This is a genomic window from Pseudomonas guariconensis (assembly GCF_040822035.1).
Classification (GTDB): Bacteria; Pseudomonadota; Gammaproteobacteria; order Pseudomonadales; family Pseudomonadaceae; genus Aquipseudomonas; species Aquipseudomonas guariconensis.
Genome location: NZ_CP162012.1, coordinates 217567 through 243146, shown reverse-complemented (window position 1 = coordinate 243146; position 25580 = coordinate 217567). Strand labels below are relative to the sequence as shown.

Sequence of the window (25580 nt, the reverse complement as noted above, 5' to 3'; positions counted from 1 at the left end):
GGGCTTACTTGCCCGACTTGATCTTGGTCCAGCTGCGAGTGATCTCACGCTGTGCTTTGGCACCCGGGTCGGCGATCGCGTACAGCTTTTTCTTCACGTCAGCTGGCGGGTAGATGCTCGGATCGCTGGTGATTTCCTTGTCTACCAGTGCAGTCGCAGCTTTGTTGCCGTTCGGGAAGCGCACGGCATTGGTGATGCCAGCCATGACTTCCGGTTGCATCAGGAAGTCCATGAACTTGTAGGCGGCTTCGACGTTTTCGGCATCCTTCGGAATGGCGACCATGTCGTAGAAGGTACCGGCGCCTTCCTTCGGAATGACGTAGCTCAGCTTGACCTTGTCGCCGGCTTCGTGGGCACGGGCCTTGGATTGCTCCAGGTCGCCCGAGTAGCCGACTGCCACGCAGATGTTGCCGTTGGCCAGGTCAGAGATGTACTTGGAGGAGTGGAAGTAGGTGATCGAAGGACGAATGCTCAGGAACAGCTCTTCGGCGGCCTTCAGGTCTTTCTTGTCGGTGCTGTTGGACGGTTTGCCCAGGTAGTGCAAGGCCGCCGGGATCATTTCGGTCGGTGCATCCAGGAAGCTCACGCCGCAGCTCTTGAGCTTGGCGATGTTCTCAGGCTTGAACACGGCGTCCCAAGAATCGATCTTGTCCACGCCCAGCGCGGCCTTGACCTTCTCCGGGTTGTAGCCGATGCCGATCGAGCCCCACATGTACGGGAAGGCATGCTTGTTGCCCGGGTCGCTGGCATCGCCCACGGCCTTGAGCAGGTCTTCGTCCAGGTTCTTCCAGTTCGGCAGCTTCGAGCGGTCGAGCTCCTGGTAGACACCTGCCTTGATCTGCTTGGCCAGGAAGTTGTTCGACGGCACGACCACGTCGTAGCCGGATTTGCCGGCCAGCAGCTTGGCTTCCAGGGTCTCGTTGCTGTCGAAAACGTCGTAGACGACCTTGATGCCGGTCTGCTTCTCGAAGTTGGCGATGGTGTCCGGTGCAATGTAGTCGGACCAGTTGTAGACGTGCAGCGTTTTGTCGTCAGCCTGAACAGCGGTAGCCATGGCACCCATCAGGGCCGCGGCCAGCAACGTCTTGCCCATTTTCTTCATGCGTAATGCTCCAGAATTTATTATCAAGCCATCTGTTCAGCAGCCAAGATCCCACGGTACAGCGCTGGGCGACTGAAACAGCCGCTAGTCTGGCAAGTTACAAGGCGCTGTTTCAAGGAAAGCAGGGCCCTGTAACCGCTTAATGTCGCTTTGCCAGCCTAGCAGACCGTCACTTGATCGCTTCGTACGTCAAGTCCAGGCACTTGCGCGCCTTTTCAATCAACTCATCGATCTCTGCGTGGCTGATCACCAAGGGCGGCGCGATGATCATGGTGTCGCCCACCGCACGCATCACCAGCCCGTTCTCGAAGCAGTGCGTACGGCAGATCATGCCGACGCCCTTGCCCTCGTGACGGGTGCGGGTCGCCTTGTCCTTGACCAGCTCGATCGCACCGAGCAGGCCCAGGCCGCGTACCTCGCCCACCAGTGGGTGGTCTTGCAGTTCACGCAAACGCTTTTGCAAATAAGGTGCCGTTTCGGTCCTGGCGCGCTCGACGATCTTCTCATCGCGCAGGATGCGCAGGTTTTCCAGGCCCACGGCAGCGGCCACCGGGTGGCCTGAGTAGGTAAAGCCGTGGTTGAAGTCGCCGCCTTCGCTGAGAACCTGGGCCACGGTGTCACGCACGATCACACCGCCCATGGGGATGTAACCGGAGGTCAGGCCCTTGGCGATGGTCATCAGGTCGGGTTCCAGACCGTAGTAGTCCGAGCCGAACCACTCGCCGGTACGGCCGAAGCCGCAGATCACTTCGTCGGCGACGAACAGAATGTCGTACTTGGCGAGGATCTCCTTGATCTTCGGCCAGTAGGTGTCCGGTGGAATGATTACCCCGCCCGCCCCCTGGATCGGCTCGGCGATGAACGCCGCGACGTTGTCTTCGCCCACTTCCAGGATTTTCTTTTCCAGTTGCTCGGCAGCCCATACCCCGAACGCATCAGGGGACATGTCGCCGCCCTCACCGAACCAGTACGGCTGTGGAATGTGCACGATGCCCGGGATCGGCAGGCCGCCCTGCTCGTGCATGCCGCTCATGCCGCCGAGGCTTGCGCCAGCGACGGTGGAGCCGTGATAGCCGTTGATGCGGCCGATGATGGTCTGCTTGCCAGGCTTGCCCTTGAGCGCCCAGTAGTGGCGAACCATACGCAGCACGGTGTCGTTGCCTTCGGAGCCGGAACCGGTGAAGAACACATGGGTCATGCCCTTGGGCGCCACATCGGTGATCGCCTTGGCCAGTTCCAGGGCTGGCGGGTGAGCGGTCTGGAAGAACAGGTTGTAGTACGGCAGCTCTCGCATCTGTTTTTCCGCCGCCTGCACCAGTTCTTCACGGCCATAGCCGACGGCCACACACCACAGGCCGGCCATGCCGTCGAGGATCTTGTGACCCTCGCTGTCCCACAAATGCACGCCCTGGGCCTTGGTGATGATGCGCGGTCCTTTTTCCTTCAGTTGCTTGTAGTCGCTGAAAGGCGCCAGGTGGTGCTCACCGCTCAAGGTTTGCCATTCACGGGTTTGCGGGTTGTTGACGCTCATGTGCTTCTCCGTTATCCGACAGCCGCGCTGAAGCGGCCCCAAGTTTGATCAGACGGCAAACAGCAGGAACTCTCGCTCCCAGGAGCTGATTACCCGTTTGAAGTTCTCGTGCTCGGCCCGCTTGGTGGCCACATAGCCGCTGATGAATTTCTTGCCCAGGTACTGTTCCAGCGCACGGCAGTTTTCCATGCGCTCCAAGGCATCTTCGATGGTCAGCGGCAGGCGCAGATTGCGCCGCTCGTAGCCACGGCCCTGGACCGGCGCGCTGGCGCCGATGCCCTCGACCATACCGATGTAGCCGCACAGCAAGCTCGCGGCAATGGCCAGGTAAGGGTTGGCGTCGGCGCCTGGCAGACGGTTTTCCACGCGGCGGTTCTGCGGCCCGGCATCAGGCACACGCAGGCCAACGGTGCGGTTCTCCTCGCCCCATTCGACGTTCACCGGTGCCGAGGTGTCCGGCAGGAATCGGCGGAACGAGTTGACGTTGGGGGCGAACAGCGGCAGCGCTTCAGGGATGAACTTTTGCAGGCCGCCGATGTGGTTGAGGAACAGCTCGCTCATGCTGCCGTCCTCGTTGGAGAAAATGTTCTTGCCGGTGGCCACGTCCACCACGCTCTGGTGCAGGTGCATGGCGCTGCCAGGCTCGCCGGTCATGGGCTTGGCCATGAAGGTCGCGGCCACGTTGTGCTTGAGCGCCGCCTCGCGCATGGTGCGCTTGAACACCAGGATCTGGTCGGCCAGGTGCAGAGCGTTGCCGTGACGGAAGTTGATCTCCATCTGCGCCGTGCCGTCTTCGTGGATGAGTGTGTCGAGGTCCAGTTGCTGCAGTTCGCACCAGTCATAGACGTCCTCGAACAACGGGTCGAACTCGTTGGCAGCCTCGATGGAGAACGACTGGCGACCGGTCTCCGGACGGCCGGAGCGACCCACTGGCGGTTGCAGCGGGAAGTCCGGATCCTCGCTGCGCTTGGTCAGGTAGAACTCCATCTCAGGCGCCACGATCGGCTGCCAGCCTTTGTCGGCGTACAGCTTCAGGACTTTCTTGAGCACGTTGCGCGGCGACAGCTCGACCGGGTTGCCCTTCTTGTCGTAGGTGTCGTGGATGACCTGGGCGGTCGGCTCGATGGCCCATGGCACGAGGAACACAGCGCTCTCGTCTGGGCGGCAGATCATGTCGATGTCGGCCGGGTCCAGCAGTTGGTAATAGATGTCGTCGTCGACGTAGTCGCCGGTCACGGTCTGCAGCAGGACGCTTTCGGGCAGGCGCATGCCCTTTTCGGCGATGAACTTGTTGGTCGGCGAAATCTTGCCGCGGGTGATGCCGGTCAGGTCGCTGATCAGGCATTCCACTTCGGTGATCTTGTGCTCTTTCAACCAATCGGTGAGCTGGTCGAGGTTGGTACTCATAAATACCTCAGGAGGTAATGTGGCCCGGCTGACGATAGTCGGGCGCCGCTGACGCCTGGCGTCGATCAAGACGGACGCTGCCTGGCCGCAAATGCCATGGCAGACCCGCGCCTTGATTCTGGATGCAGTGCTTGGCTAAAGCAAAAACCCACGCGCAAGACGACAGCAGATACACTCGAAACAAGCGTGTCCGCGATACAAACAAAGGGCAGAGAAGCGAAAGGACGTGCAGGAAACTGCTACGAACGGAGGATGGACCTGACCAGCCGTCAATTATTGCGAGCAGAGCGCGCGCGCAGGACTCGATGCGTGCGCAGCCTTCGCGGCGAATGCTGGGAACACCTGTGTGCGCGGCGCAGGCAGCGCTTTCAGGTCTCGGCAGGCGGACCATGTGACCCTCGTATTATTGTGTTCTGGGTTGAGGCCGAGCTTAGCCTTGTTCATTTTTTTACACAACCACTCCGTAAAAAATAAACCACGCTCAGCCTGCGATAGCCCTTTGGGGCCAAAATAGCGGATAATGAGTTGCCCCCAGATGCAGCATTTCTGCCGTTGCTGTGCCATTTCGGGGCATCATGGGGTTGGCTTGACTTCGCTAGGTCTTTCGGATTGACTGGGCTTGCAAGCCCCCCTTGATTGATATTTTTAACAACAAAGGTGTTGCATCATGTCGGTACCCCCGCGTGCCGTTCAGCTTAACGAAGCGAACGCGTTCCTTAAGGAACATCCTGAGGTTCTCTACGTTGACCTTCTGATTGCAGATATGAATGGTGTGGTGCGCGGCAAGCGCATAGAGCGCACCAGCCTCCACAAGGTTTACGAGAAAGGCATCAACCTGCCCGCCTCCCTCTTCGCCCTGGATATCAACGGTTCCACCGTCGAAAGCACCGGCCTTGGCCTGGACATCGGCGATGCCGACCGCATCTGCTACCCGATCCCCGGCACCCTCTCCAACGAACCCTGGCAGAAGCGCCCCACCGCTCAACTGCTGATGACCATGCACGAACTGGAAGGCGAGCCGTTCTTCGCCGACCCGCGCGAGGTCCTGCGCCAAGTGGTGAACAAGTTCACCGAGATGGGCCTGACGATCTGCGCAGCTTTCGAGCTCGAGTTCTACCTGATCGACCAGGAAAACGTGAACGGCCGTCCCCAGCCGCCGCGTTCGCCAATCTCGGGCAAGCGTCCGCAATCGACCCAGGTGTATCTGATCGACGACCTGGACGAGTATGCCGATTGCCTGCAGGACATCCTCGAAGGCGCCAAGGAGCAAGGCATTCCGGCCGACGCCATCGTCAAGGAAAGCGCCCCGGCCCAGTTCGAAGTCAACCTGCATCACGTCCCCGACCCGCTCAAGGCCTGTGACTACGCCGTACTGCTCAAGCGCCTTATCAAGAACATCGCCTACGACCATGAGATGGACACCACCTTCATGGCCAAGCCCTACCCGGGCCAGGCGGGCAATGGCCTGCATGTACACATCTCCGTGCTGGACAAAGATGGCAACAACATCTTCACCAGCGAGGATCCCGAGCAGAACGCCGCGCTACGTCACGCTGTCGGCGGTGTGCTCGAGACCCTGCCCGCGTCCATGGCGTTCCTGTGCCCGAACGTCAACTCGTACCGTCGCTTCGGTGCACAGTTCTATGTGCCGAATGCGCCGAGCTGGGGCCTGGACAACCGTACCGTAGCCCTGCGCGTGCCAACCGGTTCGCCGGATGCCGTGCGCATCGAGCACCGCGTGGCCGGTGCCGACGCCAACCCGTACCTGATGATGGCCGCCGTATTGGCCGGTGTGCACCATGGCCTGACCAACAAGGTCGAGCCGGGTGAGCCGATCGAAGGCAACTCGTACGAACAGCTGGAGCAGAGCCTGCCGAACAACCTGCGCGATGCCCTGCGCGAGCTGGACGACAGCGAAATCCTGAACAAGTACATCGATCCGAAGTACATCGACATCTTCGTCGCGTGCAAGGAGAGCGAGCTGGAGGAGTTCGAGCACTCGATCTCCGACCTCGAGTACAACTGGTACCTGCATACCGTGTAAACGAAAACGCCGCCCCAAGGGGCGGCGTTTTTCATTCCGGGACCGTGTCGCCCGCGAAGAGATCAGCACAGTCTCAAAGCGGCTTCTCGAAAATCTTCGAATTGCGCTGGTAGTTGTACAGCGATGCCCGCGCCGCCGGCAGCCGCTCCACCCCACTGGGCGCGAAGCCGCGTTCACGGAACCAATGCGCGGTACGGGTGGTGAGCACGAACAAGGTGCTAAGGCCCTGCTGCCGCGCCCGGCTCTCGATCCGCTCCAGCAACTCGTCGCCACGTCCGCCATGGCGATACTCAGGGTTCACCGCCAGGCACGCCAGCTCCCCTGCATCGGAATCGGCGATCGGATACAGCGCCGCGCAGGCGATGATCATGCCCTCGCGCTCGACGACGCTGAACTGCTCGATCTCTCGCTCCAACACTTCACGCGAGCGCCGCACCAGGATCCCCTGCTCCTCCAGCGGACTGATCAGCTCCAGCAAACCGCCCACATCGTCGATGGTCGCCTCACGCACCACTTCGAACTGCTCCTGGGACACCAGCGTGCCCCCGCCGCCACGCGTGAACAGCTCGGTCAGCAGCGCGCCGTCCTCGGCATAGCTGACGATGTGACTGCGCGCCACACCGCCCTTGCAGGCTTCGGCGGCGGCATCGAGCAGTTCGCCCTGATAGTCGCTGCCCAAGCGTTGCAGATGCGCGGGTACCTGTTGTGGACGCAGCTCACGCACCAGCTTGCCCTGCTCGTCCAGCAAGCCGGGTTCGGCACCGAACAGCAGCAGTTTGTCGGCGCCAAGCTCGATGGCGGCGCGGGTCGCCACGTCTTCGCAGGCCAGATTGAAGATCTCGCCGGTAGGCGAATAGCCCAAGGGCGACAGCAACACGATGGAGCGCTCGTCGAGCAGGCGGTTGATGCCCTTGCGGTCGATCCGCCGCACCTCGCCGGTGTGGTGATAGTCGACCCCTTCGAGCACCCCGATCGGCCGGGCGGTGACCAGATTGCCCGACGCCACCCGCAGCCGCGAGCCTTGCATCGGCGAGGCGGCGATGTCCATCGACAGGCGCGCCTCGATGGCCAGGCGCAGGGCGCCGACGGCATCGATCACGCAGTCCAGGGTCGCCGCGTCGGTGACACGCATGCCGCGATGATAATGAGGTGTCAGGCCGCGATCGGCCAGGCGGCTCTCGATTTGCGGACGCGAGCCATGGACCAGCACCAGCCGCACGCCGAGGCTATGCAGCAGCACCAGGTCGTGGACGATGTTGCCGAAATTGGGGTGTTCCACGCCATCGCCTGGGAGCATGACCACGAAGGTGCAGTCGCGATGAGCGTTGATGTAGGGAGAAGCATGGCGCAGCCAGTTGACGTAATCGGGCATGACAAGGCCTGTGGATAAGTGAACGGAGAACGGCGAACAAACGGCGGCGTTCAAAATCATCGTCGGAACAGGCTTGCGGTCACGCGCGGTCTCCTCTAGGCAGGGACGAATCAGGTCAATGGACGTTTAGGCGTTGTACGAAATGTATCCGCTCTGGCCCATGCTGCGTTGGAACAGGGCTCCAATGCGCGTGTACGCGCGGGCGAACACATTTCATACAGACCCTAGCTCAGGCAATAGTGCCGGATCAGATCACGCAATAGACGCACGGTAGGCTCGATACGTGACATTTCAAGGTATTCGCCCGGCTGGTGGGCACAGGCAATGTCGCCCGGGCCCAGCACGATGGTCTGGCAGCCCAGTTGTTGAAGATAAGGCGCTTCGGTGCCAAAGGCCACTGCCTCGGCGCGATGGCCGGTCAGACGTTCGGCCAATTGCACCAGTTCGGCGTCGGCGGCCTGCTCGAACGGTGGGACTTCCGGAAACAACGGCGCATAGTCGATGCGCACTTCGTGGCGTTCGGCCACCGGCACGAGTTTTTCCCGGATCGCCGCGCGCAGCTGTTCGACATCCATGCCAGGCAGCGGACGCAGGTCGAACTCCAGGGCGCATTGGCCGCAGATGCGATTAGGGTTGTCGCCGCCGTGGATGCAACCAAAGTTCATCGTCGGGGTCGGCACGCTGAACTGCGGGTTGCGGTAGGCCTGCTGCCATTGCTGGCGAAGGCCCATCAGCTCGCCCATCACCGCATGCATCGCCTCAAGGGCACTGTGCCCAAGGCTTGGGTCAGAGGAATGCCCGCTGCGTCCCAGGATGTCGATACGGTCCATGAGGATGCCCTTGTGCATGCGAATCGGCCGCAAGCCCGTGGGCTCACCGATCACTGCCGCGCGGCCTAGGGGCTGACCGGCCTCAGCCAGGGCGCGGGCGCCGGACATCGAGCTCTCCTCGTCGCAGGTCGCAAGAATCAGCAGCGGTTGCTTGAAATCGTGTTCCAACAGCGGCAACACGGCCTCGATGACCAGCGCAAAGAAGCCTTTCATGTCGCAACTGCCCAAGCCCACCCAGCGGCCATCGACCTCGGTCAGCTTGAGCGGATCGCTGGCCCACAGTTGTGGATCATAGGGCACGGTGTCGCTGTGTCCGGCCAACACCAGGCCGCCGGGGCCCGTGCCACGGCTGGCCAGCAGATTGAACTTGCCAGGCGTTACCTGGCGGATCTCGCAGACAAAGCCAAGATCGCCAAGCCAGCCGGCCAGCAAGTCGATGACCTGACGGTTGGACTGGTCCAGCGCAGCCTGGGTGCAACTGACCGACGGTGCGGCGATCAGGGCGGCGAACTGGTCTTTCAGCGACGGCAGGGGCATAAGCGCTCTCCTCGGGCTCGAGGCCCATCATAGCAATGCATCCCGTCCCCGGAACAACCCAACAGCCGGGAGCCGACTCCTGTAGACTGCACGACAACGATGCCCCCTCCTTCGAGTCTGCGATGCACAAAGAAACCGAACTCAAGCTCCGCGCCAGCCGCGAGACCCTTGCCGCCCTGCGCGAGCACCCCCTGCTGAAGAAGCGCAACAAGTCCGGCTGGCAGACCCGCGAACTGCTCAACCAGTACTTCGACACCCCAGACCGCGACCTCGCGGCTGCCCGCGTTGCCCTGCGCCTGCGTCGGGACGGCGAGGTCATCATCCAGACCCTCAAGTGCCGCGGCCAGAGCGTGGCCGGGCTGTCCGAGCGCAACGAACACGAATGGCACCTGGACAAGGTCAAGCTGGACCTCAAGAAGCTCGACCACACCTGCTGGCCAGAGCAGCTAGCGGGGCTGGACAAAAAGACCATCAAGCCGCTGTTCACCACCGACTTCACCCGCGAATTCGCCGAGATCGCCTGGGGTCGTGGCAAAGCCAAGGTGGTGATCGAAGCCGCCCTTGACCAAGGCTTCGTCATCGCTGGCAAGCGCAAGGAAGAAATCTGCGAGCTGGAGCTTGAGCTGCGCGAAGGTGCCCCTGAAGCGCTGCTGGAACTGGCCGCCGAACTGGCCGCCAGTCTGCCGCTGATGCCCTGCGACATCAGCAAAGCCGAGCGCGGCTACCGCCTGCTCGAGCCCGAAAGCTATGAGCTGAGTTTGCCGAACACCGAACTTGAAGCCGAAACCTCGGTGGACGACGCCTTCGCGGCGCTGGCCTGGCAGTTGCTCGGCAGTAGCCAGCGCCTGGCCGAGCAGTACCGTCACAGCGGCCATTGGCGCCTGCTGCAGGACTGGGTGCAGTGCCTGGCCGAGCTGCGTGCCCTGGTCAGCACTCTGGGCCAGGCCGCCCCCCGCGCGACCACACGTGACCTACGTCTGCGCCTGGACGCCCTGCTGGAAGACTGGCGTCCGTTGGTACAGGCCGGCAACGACGACGAAGACGTCCGCCGCGCCGCCCCCGAGCAGTTCGCCGACGAGCTCGAAGACACTCGCTGGGGTCAGTTCTCCCTGGAAACCTCGCGCTGGCTGCTGGCCCGTACCTGGACCGTCGAGCGCGCCGGCCGGGGCGAGCGCCAGGGCAAGGCGCACCTGGCCAGCTGGCTGGCGCACCTGCTGGGCGAGGAAGGCCGTTCGCTGAAGTTGCCGCTGTATGCCCAGCGTCCAGAAGACCTTGCCGAGCAACTGCCGCGCATCGAGCAATTGCTGGCCTGGCTGCACCACGCGCGTCACGTCCTCGAGGCGCCGCAGATGGACCGGCTGTATGGCGACCTGAAGAAGCTACATGAGCTGGCGGAACTGCCGATCAGCGATGAACTGCTGGAGGCGCGGATCGAGCAGGCCCGCGTCATCGATCAGAGCAGGGGCTGGAAGCATTTGCTCAAAGTTTGATACCGGCTCGCTACTTCACGGGTGGACCCGTTCCTACAGATACGGCGCAGATCCTGGTTTTGCGCAGCCCTGTGAGCGCGGGTTCCCCTGTGAACGCTTCACCTCGATAACGGCAGGCTGGTGGTGGATTTGATTTCGGACAGGGCCACGATCGAATTGACTTCCTGGATCCCTGGCACGTTGGACAATTTCTCGAAGAAGAACCGTTCGTAGGCTTCGATGTCCGGCGTGACGATGCGCAGCAGGAAATCAACCGATCCCATTAGCACATAACACTCCAGCACCTGCGGAAAACCCCGGATCGCCTCAGTGAACTCGGTGAAGTTAGAACGCCCATGGGCATTGAGCTTAACCTCGGCAAAGATCTGCGTATTGAGGCCAACCTTCTTGCGGTCGAGCAAGGTCACCTGGCCACGAATGATCCCCTCGTCCTTCAAGCGCTGTATGCGCCGCCAGCACGGCGATTGCGAAAGGCCGATGCGCTCGGCGATCTGCGCGCTGGACAGCGAAGCATCCTCTTGTAACAGCTCCAGGATGCGGCGATCGTAAGCGTCAAGCTCGCTTTGCATGAATAATTCTCCATTCCGCACAGATTCGAATAGAAATAGCTGCCAAGGGGCGATTGGCTGGAATCATAGCGAAAAAATACCCCCCTCGACCTGCCAGAATTTCTCCCTCGACGATGGAGATCGGCATGAACGCACTCGAACGCCCCGACACCCCGCAACGCACCGACACCTGGGCCGCCAGCGCCGCTCACTGCACCGCACGCTATCGCCTGCAGGCCGAGGCCGAGCCGGACAGCCTGTGCCGGGTGCTCAATCTGTTCGCGTTGCAGTTTCTGACTCCGCACAGCGTCCATGTGCAACAGCAGGACGATCTGCTGGATATCGAAGTGGGTGTGGACGGACTTAGCTGGCATCGGGCCGAAGTCATTGCACAGAAATTGCGCAACCTGGTGTGTGTCGGTGAAGTGCGCCTTGAGAACATGCCGCGGATGGCCGAGGTGGCTGCAAGCTGAGGACTGCGAGACGGGGGTGGCCTCGTTCGGCTTCTCTGAGCAAGATCCAGACACTTTTTGCCCCGACTCCTTCACCTGACGCCGGCTAGCCTTCCCCGGGACCGATCCACCCTGGCAAGGAAGCCATCTATGTATACCGACGACACCCACGCCCTCGACCTGAGCCGAGTGCTCGACGCCCTGCTCATCGAACAGCACCTGGACGCCAGCGACACCCTGCGCGTTCTCGAACAGGCCCACCGCCACCCAGATCAGCATCCGCTCGAGACCATCGCCAGCCTCGACCTCCATGACCGTCGCCACCCCGACCGACGCCTGGACTTGGACATCCTCTGCCAATGGCTCGCCAACCGGGCCGGCCAACCGTTCATGCGCATAGACCCACTGCAAGTCGACCTGCAGCAGGTCAGCGGCCTGATGTCGCCAGCTTTCGCCCAGCGCCACGGCATCCTCGCCGTGGCTGTGGACGACAGCTGCGTCACGGTGGCCAGCGCCCAACCCTACCAGTGCGAATGGGAGGCCGACTTGGTCCGCAGCCTGGGCAAGCCGATCCGCCGCGTACTGGCCAGCCCGGTGCAGGTTCGCCAATTGGCCCAGACCTTCGTTCGCCTGGCCCACTCGGTCAAGGGCGCACAGCGCCAGCAGACCACTGGCCTGGGTGAACTGGAGCATCTGCTGGAGCTCGGCCAGCGCCACACCGAGGCCAGCGCCGACGACGCCCACATCGTGCACATCGTCGACTGGCTGCTGCAGTACGCCATCGAACAGCGCGCCAGCGATATCCACCTCGAACCGCGCCGAGAACAGGGCCAGCTGCGATATCGCATAGATGGCTTGCTGCATACGGTCTATGCCTTTCCGGCAGGTGTCACCCTGGCGTTGGTCAGCCGCCTCAAGCACTTGGGGCGCATGGATGTCGCAGAAAAGCGCCGCCCCCAGGACGGTCGACTGAAAAGCCGTCTGCCGGGGGGTGGCGACGTGGAACTGCGGCTGTCCACATTACCCACGCCTTTCGGCGAAAAACTGGTACTGCGGCTGTTCGACTCCCAACAATCGCACCAGGACTTTCACCACTTGGGCCTGGAGGGCGACTTGCTACGCCAATGGCAAGGGCTGCTGAACCACCGCCAGGGTATCGTCCTGGTCACAGGCCCCACAGGCTCGGGCAAGACCAGCACGCTCTACGCCAGCCTACGCCAACTGGCCACGCCCCAGGTCAACCTGTGCACCATCGAAGACCCTATCGAGCGTCTGGAGCCTGCGTTCAACCAGCTGCAGGTCCAGCCGAGCCTCGACCTGGGGTTTGCCAATGGCGTGCGCGCCCTGCTGCGCCAGGATCCGGACATCATCATGATCGGTGAGATACGTGATCGCGAGACCGCCCAGGTCGCGGTGCAAGCAGCCCTGACGGGGCATCTGGTGCTGTCCACCCTTCACACCGACGACACCTGCAGCGCGATCACCCGTCTACAGGAGCTGGGTGTGGCGGACTACCTGCTCAAAGCCACACTGCTCGGCGTCATGGCCCAGCGCCTGGTGCGTACCTTCTGCTGCGACTGCCAGGGCACGGCGGCCCTCGACGGTGTTGCCTGTCGTGCTTGCCGAGGGACGGGGTTTCATGGCCGCACGGGGCTGTTCGAGCTGTTGATCCCAAGCGAAGGCCTGCGCGCCAGTATCGGCTCCAACAGCGATCTGGCCGCCCTGCGTCGGATGGCTCTGGCGGAAGGTTTGCAGGACCTGCGCCACTGCGGGGAGGTGAAAATCAGCGCCGGACAGACCAGCCTGGCGGAGGTGCTCAGGGTCTGCTCCTGAGCAAAATTCCCTTGTATTCAGGGAACTTGCGTCACTCAGACACGATCCAAACGGCCATTCCCACAACCCTCACCACTCGAGGTGAATGCACCATGCGTCTCAAAACCGCCATCGCAGCCGCCGCCCTGCTCTCGCTGCCTGTTGGCTCCGCCATGGCCGATACCTTCTGGCGTAACGTCATGACTTCCGGCGCGACCACCGCGTCGAGCTACCTGACCTCCAAAGACCACAAGATGGTCGTGGCCGCCCAAGACGATGCCGGCAGCTTCGTTGCCAGCGAAGGCGCCATCCGCGGGCCATACCTGGAGGCAGCGCTCCGTAAGGTGCGCGCCGACAACCCTGGCATGCAAGCGACCGACATGGACCTGGCCAACGCTATCCTGGCCAAGAACGCCGTCGTCGAGTAACACCGCAGGGTCCTTCCGACAGATCCATCTCGGGCCTGTATGAGCAACGGTCTTGCTCCGTGGCGTCTTGTTCGCGGGTAAACCCGCTCCCACTGGTCCGCGCTGGCCCTGTGGGAGCGGCTGACCCGCAAGCAGACGACTCAGATGCTGGGGTCATCTAACCGCTGCTTCAATCGCCCATTTCCCTCTGCTTCCTACCTACCTTGGGTGGCCTAGCATCAGCCTCAGCGATACGCCTCCACTGGCACGCACGAGCAGAACAGGTTCCTGTCCCCATACACATTGTCGACCCGGTTCACCGCTGGCCAATACTTGTGCAAGCGCACATGAGCACTGGGAGCTACGCCTTGCTCCAGGCTGTAGGGGCGCGTCCAGGGCGCCAGCACATCGGCCAGGGTATGGGGGGCATGCTTGAGCGGGTTGTCCTCGGCGGGCCAGTTGCCTTCCTTCACTTCATCGATCTCCGCCCGGATCGCCAGCATCGCCTCGACAAAGCGGTCCAGCTCAGCCTTGGATTCGCTCTCGGTAGGCTCGACCATCAAGGTACCCGGCACCGGGAAGGACATGGTCGGGGCATGGAAGCCGTAGTCCATCAGGCGCTTGGCCACGTCCTCCTCGGTGATTCCAGTCAGCGCCTTGAGCGGGCGCAGATCGAGGATGCACTCGTGGGCGACACGCTCGTTGCGCCCCCGGTACAACACCGGGAATGCCCCATCGAGCTGGTGAGCCAGGTAGTTGGCTGAAAGAATCGCCACCTCACTGGCATCGGCGAGTTGCGGCCCCATCATCGCGATGTACATCCAGCTGATCGGCAAGATGCTCGCACTGCCCCAGGGCGCGGCGCTGACTGCGCTATTGTTCGGGTCGAGCCCTGGCACCGGCACCACCGGGTGGCTGGCAACGAACGCCTTGAGGTGGGCACGCACCCCGATCGGCCCCATGCCGGGCCCCCCGCCGCCATGGGGGATGCAGAAGGTCTTGTGCAGGTTCATGTGCGAGACATCGGCACCGATGTCGGCCGGCCGTGTCAGGCCGACCTGGGCATTGAGGTTGGCGCCGTCCATGTACACCTGGCCCCCCTGCTGGTGGATCACCTCACAGATCTCACGAATGCCTTCTTCATACACCCCATGGGTCGAGGGGTAGGTGATCATCAGGCAGGAAAGTCTATCGCCAGCAGCGCGCGCCTTGGCCTTGAGGTCGCCGAGGTCGACGTTGCCATCATCGTCGCAGTCGACGATCACCACCTCCATGCCAGCCATCTGCGCCGATGCAGGGTTGGTGCCGTGCGCCGATGATGGAATCAGGCACAGGGTCCGCTGCGGCTGATGGCGACTCTGGTGATAGCGGGTGATTGCCATCAGCCCTGCATATTCGCCTTGGGCGCCCGAGTTGGGCTGCATGCAGATGGCATCGAAGCCGGTGATGGCGCACAACCAGCTTTCCAGCTCGTCGATCATGGCCTTGTAGCCCTGGGCCTGGCCGGCCGGGACGAAGGGGTGCAGCGAGGCGAAGCCAGGCCAGGTGATGGGGATCATCTCGCTGGTGGCATTGAGCTTCATGGTGCACGAGCCCAGCGGGATCATCGACTGGTTCAGCGCCAGGTCCTTGTTCTCCAGCTGCTTGAGGTAGCGCAGCATCTCGGTTTCGCTGTGGTGCAGATTGAACACCGGATGGGTGAGCAACGGCGTACGCCGGACCAGCGCCCCCGGAATGCCTTCGGGGAGCGCTTGGGCGTCGAGGTCGGCGATGCGCAGGCCATGGTCGACGCCCAAGAAGACATCGAACAGACGCATGACCGTCGCCTCGGTGCAGGTCTCGTCCAGGCTGACGCCCAGGTGTCCGCGCCCGAGAATGCGCAAATTGATCCGGGCCTTCTCGGCGCTTTCGATGATCGCCGCCTGGGTACCGCCAACGTCGAGGGTCAAGGTATCGAAGAAGTGCTGGTTCACCCGCTTGATGCCCTTGGCTTCGAGGCCTGCGGCTAGGACGAACGTCAGCCGATGCACACGCTGAGCGATGCGCCTGAGCCCTTCAGGGCCATGGTAGACCGCGTAGAACCCGGCGATGTTGGCCAGCAGCACCTGAGCGGTGCAGATGTTGGAATTGGCCTTCTCGCGGCGGATGTGCTGCTCGCGGGTCTGCAAGGCCATGCGCAGGGCGGTATTGCCGCGAGCATCGCGCGAGACGCCGATGATGCGCCCCGGCATCGCGCGCTTGAACTCATCACGACAGGCGAAATATGCGGCATGGGGGCCGCCATAGCCCATGGGTACGCCAAAACGCTGGGTCGAACCCAGCACCACATCGGCCCCCAGCTCACCGGGTGGGGTCAGCACCACCAGGCTGAGGATATCCGCCGCGACGCAGGCCAAGGCGTGTTGGCCATGCAATTGCTCGATCAGTGGACGCAGGTCGCGCACTTCCCCATGGGTGTCGGGATACTGCATCAAGGCGCCGAACACCTGATGCTTGGCCAGGTTGTCCAGTGAATCGACGATCAGTTCGAAGCCGAACCCCTCGGCGCGGGTGCGCAGCACCGAGAGTGTTTGCGGATGGCAGTGCTCGTCGGCAAAGAAGACATTGCTTTTGCTCTTGGCCATCCGCTTGGCCAGGGCCATGGCCTCGGCCGCCGCAGTGGCTTCATCGAGCAACGAGGCATTGGCCAGGGCCAGGCCGGTGAGGTCGATCACCATTTGCTGGAAGTTCAGCAGCGCCTCCAGCCGCCCTTGGGCGATTTCCGGCTGGTAAGGCGTGTAGGCGGTGTACCAGCCCGGATTCTCCAGCACATTGCGCAGAATGACGGTGGGCGTGACGGTGCCGTGGTAACCCATGCCGATCAGGCTGGTCCAGATCTGGTTCTGCTCCGCGTACCCAGCCAGTTTGGCCAGGGCAGCTTGCTCATCCAGGGCGGGCGGAAGGTCCAGCGGGCGGGCCAGGCGGATGCCCGGGGGGACGGTCTGTTCGATCAGTTCGGTGCGACTGGCGATGCCGAGGGCATCGAGCATGGCCTTCTGCTCTGAGGCATCAGGCCCCAGGTGACGACGCAGGAAGGGGTTGAGCTCTTGCAGTTGACTCAAGGATGGCGACTGGGACATGGCGATCGTCTCTTCCTGGACCAGGTCTCATGGAGACTTACAAGTCTAGGAAGGGATTGCCCATGCTGCGTGAAATCTTGCGTTGCCCAGTGACTTCTTCACGTATAAACCCGCTCCCGCAGGGCTCGGATCGCGCCTGCAGGAGGGGTTTAGTTGTGCCAGGAAGGCTTACTCGCCGATGGCAGCTTGGTAGCCAGCAGCGTCCAGCAGGTTGTCCAGATCGGCTGGGTTGCTTGGCTTGAGCTTGAATATCCAGGCAGCGTAGGGCTCTTCGTTGAGCAGCTCAGGGCTGTCGGCCAGTTCTTCGTTGACGGCGATGACTTCGCCGGCCACAGGTGCGTAGATATCCGAAGCGGCCTTGACCGACTCGACCACGCCCGCGGCGTCGCCAGCGGCAAACACCTTGCCCACTTCTGCCAATTCGACGAACACCACATCACCCAGGGCTTGCTGGGCATGATCGCTGATACCGACGGTCACGCTGCCATCGGTCTCCAGGCGTGCCCACTCGTGGCTTTCGGCAAAACGCAGTTCGGCGGGGATATTGCTCATCTGTTGTCTTCCTCGATTGGCTCAGCGGTCAGCCCGCCGGTAATTGTTCAGATCAGAATCTTTCCATGGCGCACGAAGGTCGGCTTGACCACCCGCACCGGATACCACTTGCCACGAATCTCCACCTCGGCACGCTCGCCCGTAGCCATGGGCACACGCGCCAAGGCGATGGATTTGCTCAGCGTAGGCGAGAAACTACCACTGGTGATCTCCCCTTCGCCAATCCCGGCTACCCGCACCACCTGATGGGCGCGCAGTACACCACGCTCTTCCAGCACCAGGCCGACCAGTTTCTCTTGCACACCCTGCTCGATTTCCGCAAGCAGGCCGGTACGCCCGATGAAGTCGCGCTCGGCCGGTTCCCAGGCGACACTCCAGCCGAGGTTGGAGGTCAGTGGCGTATGGTTTTCGTCAATGTCCTGGCCGTAAAGGTTCATGCCGGCTTCCAGGCGCAACGTGTCGCGCGCACCTAGGCCGCTCGGCGCAATGCCTGCACCGACCAGGTCGTTGAAGAAGGCTGGCGCCTGCTGGCCGGGGAAGATGATCTCCAGGCCGTCCTCGCCGGTGTAGCCGGTGCGGGCAATGAACCAGTCACCTTCGGCAACCCCTTCGAACGGGCGCAGCTCACGGACCAGTGCAGCACGCGGGGCACTGAGCAACTGGGCGACTTTTTCGCGGGCATGGGGGCCTTGGATGGCGAGGATGGCGAGCTCGGAGCGCTCGACGAAGTTGATGGCGAAACCGGCGCTCTGCGCCTGCAGCCAGGTGAGGACCTTGTCGCGGGTGGCGGCGTTGGCCACCAGGCGATAGCCGATTTCCGTGCGGTAGGCGATCAGGTCGTCGATGACGCCGCCGTCGGCGTTGAGCAGCGGGCTGTACAGCGCCTTGCCTAGGCTATCCAGACGGGCCACATCGTTGGCCAGCAAACGTTGCAGCCAGGGTGTGGCCTGGTCGCCGGCAACATCGATGACGGTCATGTGGGATACATCGAAGACGCCGCAATCACTGCGCACCTGGTGGTGCTCCTCGACTTGCGAACCGTAGTGCAGGGGCATGTCCCAACCACCGAAATCGACCATCTTGGCGCCGAGCGCCAGGTGCAGGTCATACAGAGGCGTACGCTGTCCCATGGGTTTCTCCTTCCGGGCGTGGCGAGGCAGCGGCGGTCGGCAACGTTGATCCGTCGCCTGATCTTGTTCAGGACCCGCCGCAGCGAATGCCGCGCATTGTAGCCGCAAGGGCGGAGCCTGGCACCCTCAGTGACGATGCCCGGGACGCCGAGCCGAACGGCGGATCAACCCGATGACCGGCAGCAGGCCGACCAGCACCAGCGTCAACGCTGGCAGCGAGGCTCGTGCCCATTCGCCTTCGCTGGTCATCTCGAACACCCTGACGGCGAGGGTGTCCCAGCCGAACGGTCGCATCAGCAGCGTCGCCGGCATCTCCTTGAGCACATCGACGAACACCAGCAGCGCCGCACTCAGGGCGCCCGGCACCAGCAATGGCAGATACACCTTGAAAAACAACCCCACGCCACCGACCCCCAGACTGCGCGAAGCCTCCGGCAGCGACGGCCGTATACGCTCCAGGCTGCTCTCCAGCGGACCGTAGGCCACGGCCATGAAGCGCACCAGGTAGGCCAGCAGCAAAGCCCAGAGGCTGCCCAGCAACAACGGTTTGCCGGCGCCGCCCAACCATCGGGACAACGGAACCACCCATTGGTTGTCCAGGTAGCTGAAGGCAAGCATGATCGACACGGCCAGTACCGAGCCCGGCAGGGCATAGCCCAGGTTGGCCACGCCCACCCCGGCGCGGATGCCTCGGGTTGGCGACTGACGCCGCGCAAAGGCCAACAGCAGGGCCACGCTGACCGTGATCAAGGCAGCCATGGCGCCCAAGTAGAGGGTATGCAGCACCAAGCCAATGTACCGCTCGTCAAGGTCATGCCGCCCCCGCTGCCAGAACCACGCCAGCAATTGCAGCAGTGGGATGACGAAAGCACAGGCGAATACCAACAGGCACCAGCCGGTAGCCGCCAGCGCTTTCAGGCCACGCAGGTGATAGAGCGCCTGCCCCCGGGGCCGCTCGTTGCCATGGCGGCTTTTGCCACGAGCCCGCCGCTCGCCGTACAGCACCAGCATCACCACCAGCAGCAACAGGCTGGCCAGTTGCGCTGCGCTGGAAAGGCTGAAGAAGCCATACCAGGTCTTGTAGATGGCCGTGGTGAAGGTGTCGAAGTTGAACACCGCCACGGCGCCGAAATCTGCCAGGGTCTCCATCAGGGCCAAGGCGATGCCTGCACCGATGGCGGGCCTGGCCATGGGCAGCGCCACACGCCAGAACGCCTGTAGCGGCGACAGCCCAAGCACCCGCGCCGCCTCCATCAACCCTTTGCCTTGGGCCAGGAAGGCGCTACGCGCCAGCAGATAGACGTAGGGGTAGAACACCAGCACCAGCACGGTGATCACGCCACCGGTGGAGCGCACCCGAGGCAGGCGCATGGGCCCGAACACCTCGCGCAGGGCAGTCTGCACGGGGCCGGCGAAATCGAGCAGGCCGACGAAGACGAATGCCAATACGTAGGCTGGGATGGCGAAGGGCAGCATCAGCGCCCAGTCCAGCCACCGCCTGCCGGGGAATTGGCAAAGGCTGGTCAGCCAGGCCAGGCTCACACCCAGCACCGTCACCCCGACGCCCACTCCCAGCACCAGCGTGAGCGTGTTGCCCAGCAAGCGGCTCATCTGGGTGTCGAGCAGGTGCGACCAGATCTGCACGTCGATCGACTGCCAGGACAGCAGCAGCACGCTCAGGGGCAAGAGCACCAAAGCAGCGACGAGAAAGACCGGGAAGTACCAACGGCGTTGGAGGGTGTGGGGCAAGGCGAACGTCTCTGTGCTGATGGCGACCGCTGCGCGGTCGTTCGCAGGTAAACCCGCTCCCCAGGAACACCCTCGAGGGAGCGGGTGTTCCTGGGGAGCGGGTTTACCCGCGAAGGGCCTTTGCAGGCCCTGAAGGATAAAGCCTGGGTCTTAGTTCCAGCCAGCCCGGTCCATCAAGCGAATGGCCTCGGCCTGGCGTTTGCCGGCCACTTCCACCGGAATGCTGTCGGCCTTGAAACTACCCCAGGCCGCGACTTCCTCGGACGGCTGGACCTTCGGGTTGGCCGGGAATTCCTGGTTGATGTCGGCAAACAGCTTCTGCGCCTCTACGCCGGTCATCCACTCGACCAGCTTCTTCGCCGCCTCCGGGTGCGGCGCGTGCTTGGTCAGGCCGATGCCCGACAAGTTGACATGCACGCCACGGTCGCCCTGGTTGGGCCAGAACAGCTTGACCGGCAGGTTGGGCTTTTCATTGTGCAGACGACCGTAGTAATAGGTGTTGACGATGCCCACGTCGCACTGACCGGCCTCGATGGCCTGGAGCACGGCGGTGTCGTCGGAGAACACATCGGTGGACAGGTTGTTCACCCAGCCCTTGATGATTTCCTGGGTCTTGGCCTCGCCGTGGTTCTCGATCAGGGTCGCAGTCAGCGACTGGTTGTAGACCTTCTTGGCCGTGCGCAGGCACAGACGGCCTTCCCATTGCTTGTCGGCCAGGGCTTCGTAGGTGGTCAGCTCTTGGGGTTTTACCCGCTCGGTGGAGTAGGCAATGGTCCGCGCACGCAGGCTCAGGCCTGTCCAGTCGTGGGAGGAAGCGCGGTACTGGGAAGGGATGTTCTGGTCGATGACGTCCGATTTGATCGGTTGCAGGATGCCCATTTGTTCAGCCTGCCAGAGGTTGCCGGCATCGACGGTGAGCAGCAGGTCGGCCACGCCGTTCTCGCCCTCGGCCTTGATGCGTTGCATCAATGGGGCTTCCTTGTCGGTGATGAACTTGATCTTCACGCCGGTCTTGGCGGTGTAGGCGTCGAACACTGGCTTGATCAGCTCGTCGATGCGCGAGGAATACACCACCACTTCGTCCGCCGCCTGGGCAGTGCCGCCGAACAGGGTCAGGGCCAGAGCGGCCAATAGGGGCTTGCGTGGCAACATCGGGGTCTTCCTCGCTGAGTTGAGAGGTGCAAATGGTAGTGAATCCCATTATCTACCTCACCTGCGCAGACGTTACCGAATGTTGCCGGACGCCCTCAGGCCTTGGCCAAGGCCGGCAGATCCCCGGAAAGCCCCAGCGCCTGGCGCACGAACAACGCCTTTGCCTCCGGCATCTGCTCCACCAGCTTCAACCCGCTGTTGCGTAGCCAGCGCAGCGGCAATGGATCAGCCTGGAACAGCCGCTCGAAACCTTCCATCGCTGCCATCAACGCCAAGTTGTGCGGCATGCGTCGCCGCTCGAAGCGGCTCAGCACCTTCACGTCGGCGAGCCGTTCGCCACGTTCGCAGGCGCGCTCCAGCTCCTCGGCCAACACGGCAGCATCCAGAAAGCCCAGGTTGACGCCCTGTCCGGCCAGCGGATGGATGGTGTGCGCGGCGTCGCCGATCAGCGCCAGCCCCTCGTCCACATAGCGCTTGGCATGGCGCTGGCGCAGCGGCACGCAAAGCCGTGGATCGGCACTCACCACCTCACCCAGGTGCCCCTCGAAAGCACGACCGAGCGCCTCGCAGAAGGCGGCGTCATCCAAGGCCATGAGTTTCTCGGCCTGCTCCGGCGTGGTCGACCAGACGATCGAGCACCAGGCCTGCCCGTCATCACGGGACAACGGCAGGAAAGCCAGCGGCCCTTCATCGGTAAAGCGTTGCCAGGCCGTGGCCTGGTGCGCCTCGCTGCAGCGCACGCTGGTGACGATGGCGTGGTGCAGGTAATCCCACTCACGGGTTTCACAACCGGTCAGCTTGCGTACCGCGGAGTTGGCGCCATCGGCGGCCACCACCAGCGGCGCACGCAGGGTCCGCCCATCGGCCAGGGTCAGCAGCCATTCGTCGCCGGAGCGGCGCATCTGCTCCAGGCGAGCATTGGGCAGCAGGCCGACGTCACTGTCGTGAAGACGCTCCAGCAGGCTATCCTGCACCACGCGGTTCTCGACGATATGGCCAAGCACCTGGGCGTGCACGCTGGCTGCCGAGAAGTGGATCTGACCCGTACCGCTGCCATCCCAGACGTGCATGTCCGTATACGGCGAGACCCGGCGCCCGGCGATGCCTTCCCAGGCGCCCAGGCGCTCGAGGATACGCTGGCTGGCCGCCGACAGTGCGCTGACGCGGGGTTCGAATGGCCCTTGGGCATCGAAGGGTTTGACCGACAGCGGGCTGCCGTCGAGCAGGAGAATTTCCAGGCCGCTGTGGCGCAAGGCCAAGGCCAGGGCGCTGCCGACCATACCGGCACCGACAATCAACAGATCTGCGCGCATTTCCATGCCTTACGCCTGCCTCGCTTGCGGCTTGAGCCGCACATAAAGGGTTTTATCGACCCGCGCAACCAGTTCGCCGGCACCGTCGCGGATATCGACCTGCAAACGAGGCAGGTACTTCTTGCCGCTGGCGGTCTGCTGGCGAATGTCCTCCAGCAACGCGTCATCGACATGGAATTCGGCGAATACCGGGCCTTTGCCGGGTGCGATGAAATCGATGGTGGCGGCCTTGTCCCAGACGATGTATTCACGCCCGAGTCGCTCGATCAACAACAACATGTAGAAAGGATCGACCATCGAATAGAGGCTGCCACCGAACTGGGTGCCGACGTAGTTGCGGTTCCAACGGGTCAGCTTCATGCGCACCCTGATGCTGCGCATGTCGGGACTGATGTGCTGCACGCAGATACCGGCGCCCAGATAGGGTGGGTAGAGGTTGAGCAGCCACCGCAACATGCGGGCCTTTCGGGCGAGCCTGCGCGAATCGCTCATGCACGGCCTCGCGGGTCGGGACGGGTACCCAGGCCCATGGCCTGTCGGGCGAACCAGCGCTTGGCCGGCGGCAGCAGGTCCAGGCCGAGCAACCCAAGGTTGCGACCGGCTGCCAGCAAAGGCTGGCTGCTGCCGAACAAGCGGGTGACCTGGTCGGAAAAACCGATGGTCATGGCCTGGTCCAGTTGCTGACGCTGATGGTAGGCCTGCAACGTGGCAAGGTCGCCCAGCGGCTGCGGGCCGGCCAGCAGGGCTTCGGCCAGCGACTGCACGTCACGCAGCGACAGGTTGAAGCCCTGCCCTGCGATCGGGTGCAGGCTGTGGGCCGCGTTGCCCAGCACCACCAGATGTGGACGCACCTGCTCCTGGGCTTCGATCAAGGCGAGCGGATACAGATGGCGCACCCCTACCTGACGCAGGGCGCCCAGGCGGTAGCCGAATACATCTTGCAGTTCACGCAGGAAGCTGCGTTCGTCGATCTCAGCCAGGCGCTGGGCGTCCATCCCTTGGCGGGTCCAGACGAGCGCACAGCGGTTTTCCGGCAGCGGCAGCAAGGCCATCGGGCCCTGCTCGGTGAAACGTTCGAAGGCCTGCCCGCGATGGGCTTCGCCCGGGGTGATGTTGGCGATCAGTGCGCTTTGTTCATAGGGGGTACGCCGGACATGGATGCCCAGTTGTTCGCGCAAGCCCGAGCGGCCACCGTCGGCGAGTACCGCGAGGTCGCACTCAAGGCTGGTGTCGTCGTCCAGCAGCAAGCGGTAGCCGCCGGCGACAGCCTGCATGGCCTTGACCTCGGCCGGACAACGCCAGCTCACCACATCGGCATCAAGGCTCTGCCACAGGCATTGGCCAAGCCAGGCGTTCTCCACCACATAGCCCAGCGCCGGCACGCCTTCCTCGATCGCATCCAAGCGGGTGGCGCCGAAGCGACCTCGGTCGGACACCTGGATCTGGCTAATTGGCTCGGCGCGTTGGCTGATCAGCTGCCACAGGCCCAAGTGCTCATAGATTTGCCGGGTGCCGTAGGACAACGCCGAGGAGCGGGCATCGTAGCTGGGCTGGAAGCTGTGACCCGGGGCGAACGGCTCGATCAGTAGAATCTTCCAACCGCGCGCCTTGGCGCCGGCCTGCAAGGCCAGGGCTAGGCTGGCCCCGACCAGGCCGCCACCGATGATCGCCAGGTTGACCCGGTTCATGCCGCGTCCTTGCGGGCGGCGGCCATCAACGCTTCGATCTCGGCAACCGTGCGCGGTACGTCGGAGGTCAGAATTTCACAGCCCTGCTTGGTCACCACCACATCGTCCTCGATCCTTACGCCGATGCCGCGCCATTTCTTCGCGACGTTCTGGTTGTCGGCGGCAATGTAGATACCGGGCTCGACGGTCAGCGCCATGCCCGGCTCGAGCACGCGCCACTGCCCGCCCACCTTGTAATCGCCCACATCGTGCACATCCATGCCCAGCCAGTGACCGGCGCGATGCATGTAGAACGCACGATGGGCCTCGCTGTCGATCAGCGCTTGCACGTCACCTTTGAGCAGCCCCAACTCCACCAGCCCCTCGGTGATAACCCGCACGGTCGCCTCATGGGCGTGGTTCCAGTGCTTGCCCGGCGCGATCTCGGCGAACGCGGCGGCCTGGGCCTTGAGCACCAGTTCGTAGATGGCTTTCTGCTCCGGCGAAAAACGCCCGCTGACCGGGAAGGTCCGGGTGATGTCGCTGGCGTAGCAGTCGATTTCACAGCCGGCATCGATCAGCACCAGGTCGCCATCCTTGAGTGGGGCGTCGTTCTGCTGGTAGTGCAGGATGCAGGCGTTGCGTCCGGCCGCAACGATCGAACCATAGGCCGGCATCTTCGCGCCGCCCTTGCGGAATACGTAATCCAGTTCTGCTTCCAGGCTGTATTCGTGCAACCCGGCCCGGCACGCCTGCATGGCCCGCACGTGAGCTTGCGCGGAAATCTTCGCGGCGGTGCGCATCACCTTCACCTCTGCCGCCGATTTATACAGGCGCATGTCGTGCAGCAGGTGATCCAGGGCAACGAATTCGTTCGGAGGCTGGGCGCCGAGCCGCGCCTTGGAGCGAATCACGTTGATCCACTCCATCAACCGGCGGTCGAACTCGGGATTGCTGCCCATGGCGGTATAGACCCGGTCGCGGCCTTCTATCAGGCCGGGCAGGATCTCGTCGATATCGGTAATGGGGAAGGCGTCGTCGGCGCCAAAGTCGCGGATCGCGCCTTCCTGGCCGGCACGCAGGCCATCCCACAGCTCACGCTCAGGGTTGCGCTCGCGGCAGAACAGCACGTACTCGCCATGCTCACGGCCAGGAATCAGCGCGATGACCGCCTCGGGCTCAGGGAAGCCACTCAGGTACTGGAAGTCGCTGTCCTGCCGGTAAACGTGCTCGACGTCGCGATTGCGGATGGCAACCGCGGCCGCCGGCAGGATGGCGATGCTGTTGGGGACCATCTGCGCCATCAGCGCCTTGCGCCGACGGGCATATTCGGCCTTCGGAATATGGCTCATGGGCAGGACCCCCG

Annotated in this window: 20 protein-coding genes; 5 read left to right on the top strand and 15 right to left on the bottom strand. The window is 63.2% G+C overall.

Going from position 1 to position 25580, the window contains the following annotated elements; all coding sequences use genetic code 11:
• Positions 1-4: 4 nt before the first annotated feature.
• The 3 genes from AB1N67_RS01115 to AB1N67_RS01105 all read right to left on the bottom strand — a co-directional run bounded on the left by AB1N67_RS01115 (position 5) and on the right by AB1N67_RS01105 (position 4040).
• The gene (locus tag AB1N67_RS01115; RefSeq protein WP_043211536.1) at positions 5-1102 is read right to left on the bottom strand and encodes a polyamine ABC transporter substrate-binding protein; all 1098 of its coding nucleotides are present in this window, start codon (positions 1100-1102) and stop codon (positions 5-7) included.
• Between the two features lie 169 nt (positions 1103-1271).
• Positions 1272-2633, bottom strand: coding sequence for an aspartate aminotransferase family protein (locus AB1N67_RS01110; protein ID WP_102081402.1), 1362 nt, complete (start codon positions 2631-2633; stop codon positions 1272-1274).
• 48 nt (positions 2634-2681) lie between these two features.
• A complete protein-coding gene (locus tag AB1N67_RS01105; RefSeq protein ID WP_043211541.1) occupies positions 2682-4040 on the bottom strand; it encodes a glutamine synthetase family protein in 1359 nt (452 codons plus the stop codon).
• A 667-nt stretch (positions 4041-4707) separates the two neighbouring features.
• Here AB1N67_RS01105 and AB1N67_RS01100 point away from each other — a divergent pair.
• Complete coding sequence (locus AB1N67_RS01100) at positions 4708-6084, top strand: glutamine synthetase family protein (protein WP_043211544.1); 1377 nt, start codon at positions 4708-4710, stop codon at positions 6082-6084.
• Between the two features lie 73 nt (positions 6085-6157).
• On the opposite strand, the gene argA is transcribed toward AB1N67_RS01100, so the two are convergent.
• Positions 6158-7456: an amino-acid N-acetyltransferase gene (gene argA, locus AB1N67_RS01095; RefSeq protein ID WP_043211546.1), complete on the bottom strand. Its 1299-nt coding sequence runs from the start codon at positions 7454-7456 to the stop codon at positions 6158-6160.
• A gap of 224 nt (positions 7457-7680) precedes the next feature.
• On the bottom strand, positions 7681-8823 hold the full coding sequence (gene argE, locus AB1N67_RS01090) for an acetylornithine deacetylase (protein ID WP_043211548.1): 1143 nt from the start codon (positions 8821-8823) through the stop codon (positions 7681-7683).
• 122 nt (positions 8824-8945) lie between these two features.
• Here argE and AB1N67_RS01085 point away from each other — a divergent pair, with 122 nt between their 5' ends.
• Positions 8946-10313, top strand: coding sequence for an inorganic triphosphatase (locus AB1N67_RS01085; RefSeq protein WP_090343462.1), 1368 nt, complete (start codon positions 8946-8948; stop codon positions 10311-10313).
• A 98-nt stretch (positions 10314-10411) separates the two neighbouring features.
• On the opposite strand, the gene AB1N67_RS01080 is transcribed toward AB1N67_RS01085, so the two are convergent.
• Positions 10412-10882 (bottom strand): Lrp/AsnC family transcriptional regulator, encoded by a 471-nt coding sequence (locus AB1N67_RS01080; RefSeq protein ID WP_043211551.1) that lies wholly within the window; start codon positions 10880-10882, stop codon positions 10412-10414.
• Positions 10883-11007: 125 nt separating this feature from the next.
• On the opposite strand from AB1N67_RS01080, the gene AB1N67_RS01075 reads away from it, so the two are divergent.
• The 3 genes from AB1N67_RS01075 (at position 11008) to AB1N67_RS01065 (ending at position 13553) form a co-directional block, all read left to right on the top strand.
• Positions 11008-11334 carry a hypothetical protein gene (locus AB1N67_RS01075; protein WP_043211552.1) on the top strand — a complete coding sequence of 109 codons (327 nt, stop codon included), beginning with the start codon at positions 11008-11010 and terminating at the stop codon, positions 11332-11334.
• A 129-nt stretch (positions 11335-11463) separates the two neighbouring features.
• Entirely contained in the window at positions 11464-13146 is a 1683-nt protein-coding gene (locus tag AB1N67_RS01070; RefSeq protein WP_367863483.1) for a GspE/PulE family protein, read from the top strand.
• 92 nt (positions 13147-13238) lie between these two features.
• On the top strand, positions 13239-13553 hold the full coding sequence (locus AB1N67_RS01065; protein WP_043211555.1) for a DUF2388 domain-containing protein: 315 nt from the start codon (positions 13239-13241) through the stop codon (positions 13551-13553).
• Positions 13554-13777: 224 nt separating this feature from the next.
• On the opposite strand, the gene gcvP is transcribed toward AB1N67_RS01065, so the two are convergent.
• From gcvP to pepP, 9 genes are all read right to left on the bottom strand, one after another.
• Positions 13778-16651 (bottom strand): aminomethyl-transferring glycine dehydrogenase, encoded by a 2874-nt coding sequence (gene gcvP / locus AB1N67_RS01060; RefSeq protein WP_090343467.1) that lies wholly within the window; start codon positions 16649-16651, stop codon positions 13778-13780.
• Between the two features lie 168 nt (positions 16652-16819).
• Positions 16820-17203: a glycine cleavage system protein GcvH gene (gene gcvH, locus AB1N67_RS01055; protein WP_043211560.1), complete on the bottom strand. Its 384-nt coding sequence runs from the start codon at positions 17201-17203 to the stop codon at positions 16820-16822.
• A gap of 47 nt (positions 17204-17250) precedes the next feature.
• The gene (gcvT, locus tag AB1N67_RS01050; protein WP_043211562.1) at positions 17251-18333 is read right to left on the bottom strand and encodes a glycine cleavage system aminomethyltransferase GcvT; all 1083 of its coding nucleotides are present in this window, start codon (positions 18331-18333) and stop codon (positions 17251-17253) included.
• Positions 18334-18459: 126 nt separating this feature from the next.
• Positions 18460-20082, bottom strand: coding sequence for an iron ABC transporter permease (locus AB1N67_RS01045; protein WP_070571786.1), 1623 nt, complete (start codon positions 20080-20082; stop codon positions 18460-18462).
• Between the two features lie 150 nt (positions 20083-20232).
• Positions 20233-21234 carry an extracellular solute-binding protein gene (locus tag AB1N67_RS01040; RefSeq protein WP_102081398.1) on the bottom strand — a complete coding sequence of 334 codons (1002 nt, stop codon included), beginning with the start codon at positions 21232-21234 and terminating at the stop codon, positions 20233-20235.
• A 95-nt stretch (positions 21235-21329) separates the two neighbouring features.
• Positions 21330-22547, bottom strand: a complete 1218-nt coding sequence (locus tag AB1N67_RS01035; protein WP_167358063.1) for a 2-octaprenyl-3-methyl-6-methoxy-1,4-benzoquinol hydroxylase — start codon at positions 22545-22547, stop codon at positions 21330-21332.
• A gap of 9 nt (positions 22548-22556) precedes the next feature.
• Positions 22557-23039: a DUF4442 domain-containing protein gene (locus AB1N67_RS01030; protein WP_317848079.1), complete on the bottom strand. Its 483-nt coding sequence runs from the start codon at positions 23037-23039 to the stop codon at positions 22557-22559.
• Complete coding sequence (gene ubiH, locus AB1N67_RS01025; protein WP_090343476.1) at positions 23036-24235, bottom strand: 2-octaprenyl-6-methoxyphenyl hydroxylase; 1200 nt, start codon at positions 24233-24235, stop codon at positions 23036-23038. The genes AB1N67_RS01030 and ubiH overlap by 4 nt, the downstream gene beginning before the upstream one ends.
• Positions 24232-25566 carry a Xaa-Pro aminopeptidase gene (gene pepP / locus AB1N67_RS01020; protein WP_043212152.1) on the bottom strand — a complete coding sequence of 445 codons (1335 nt, stop codon included), beginning with the start codon at positions 25564-25566 and terminating at the stop codon, positions 24232-24234. Before pepP ends, ubiH begins: the two co-directional genes overlap by 4 nt.
• Positions 25567-25580 lie beyond the last annotated feature (14 nt).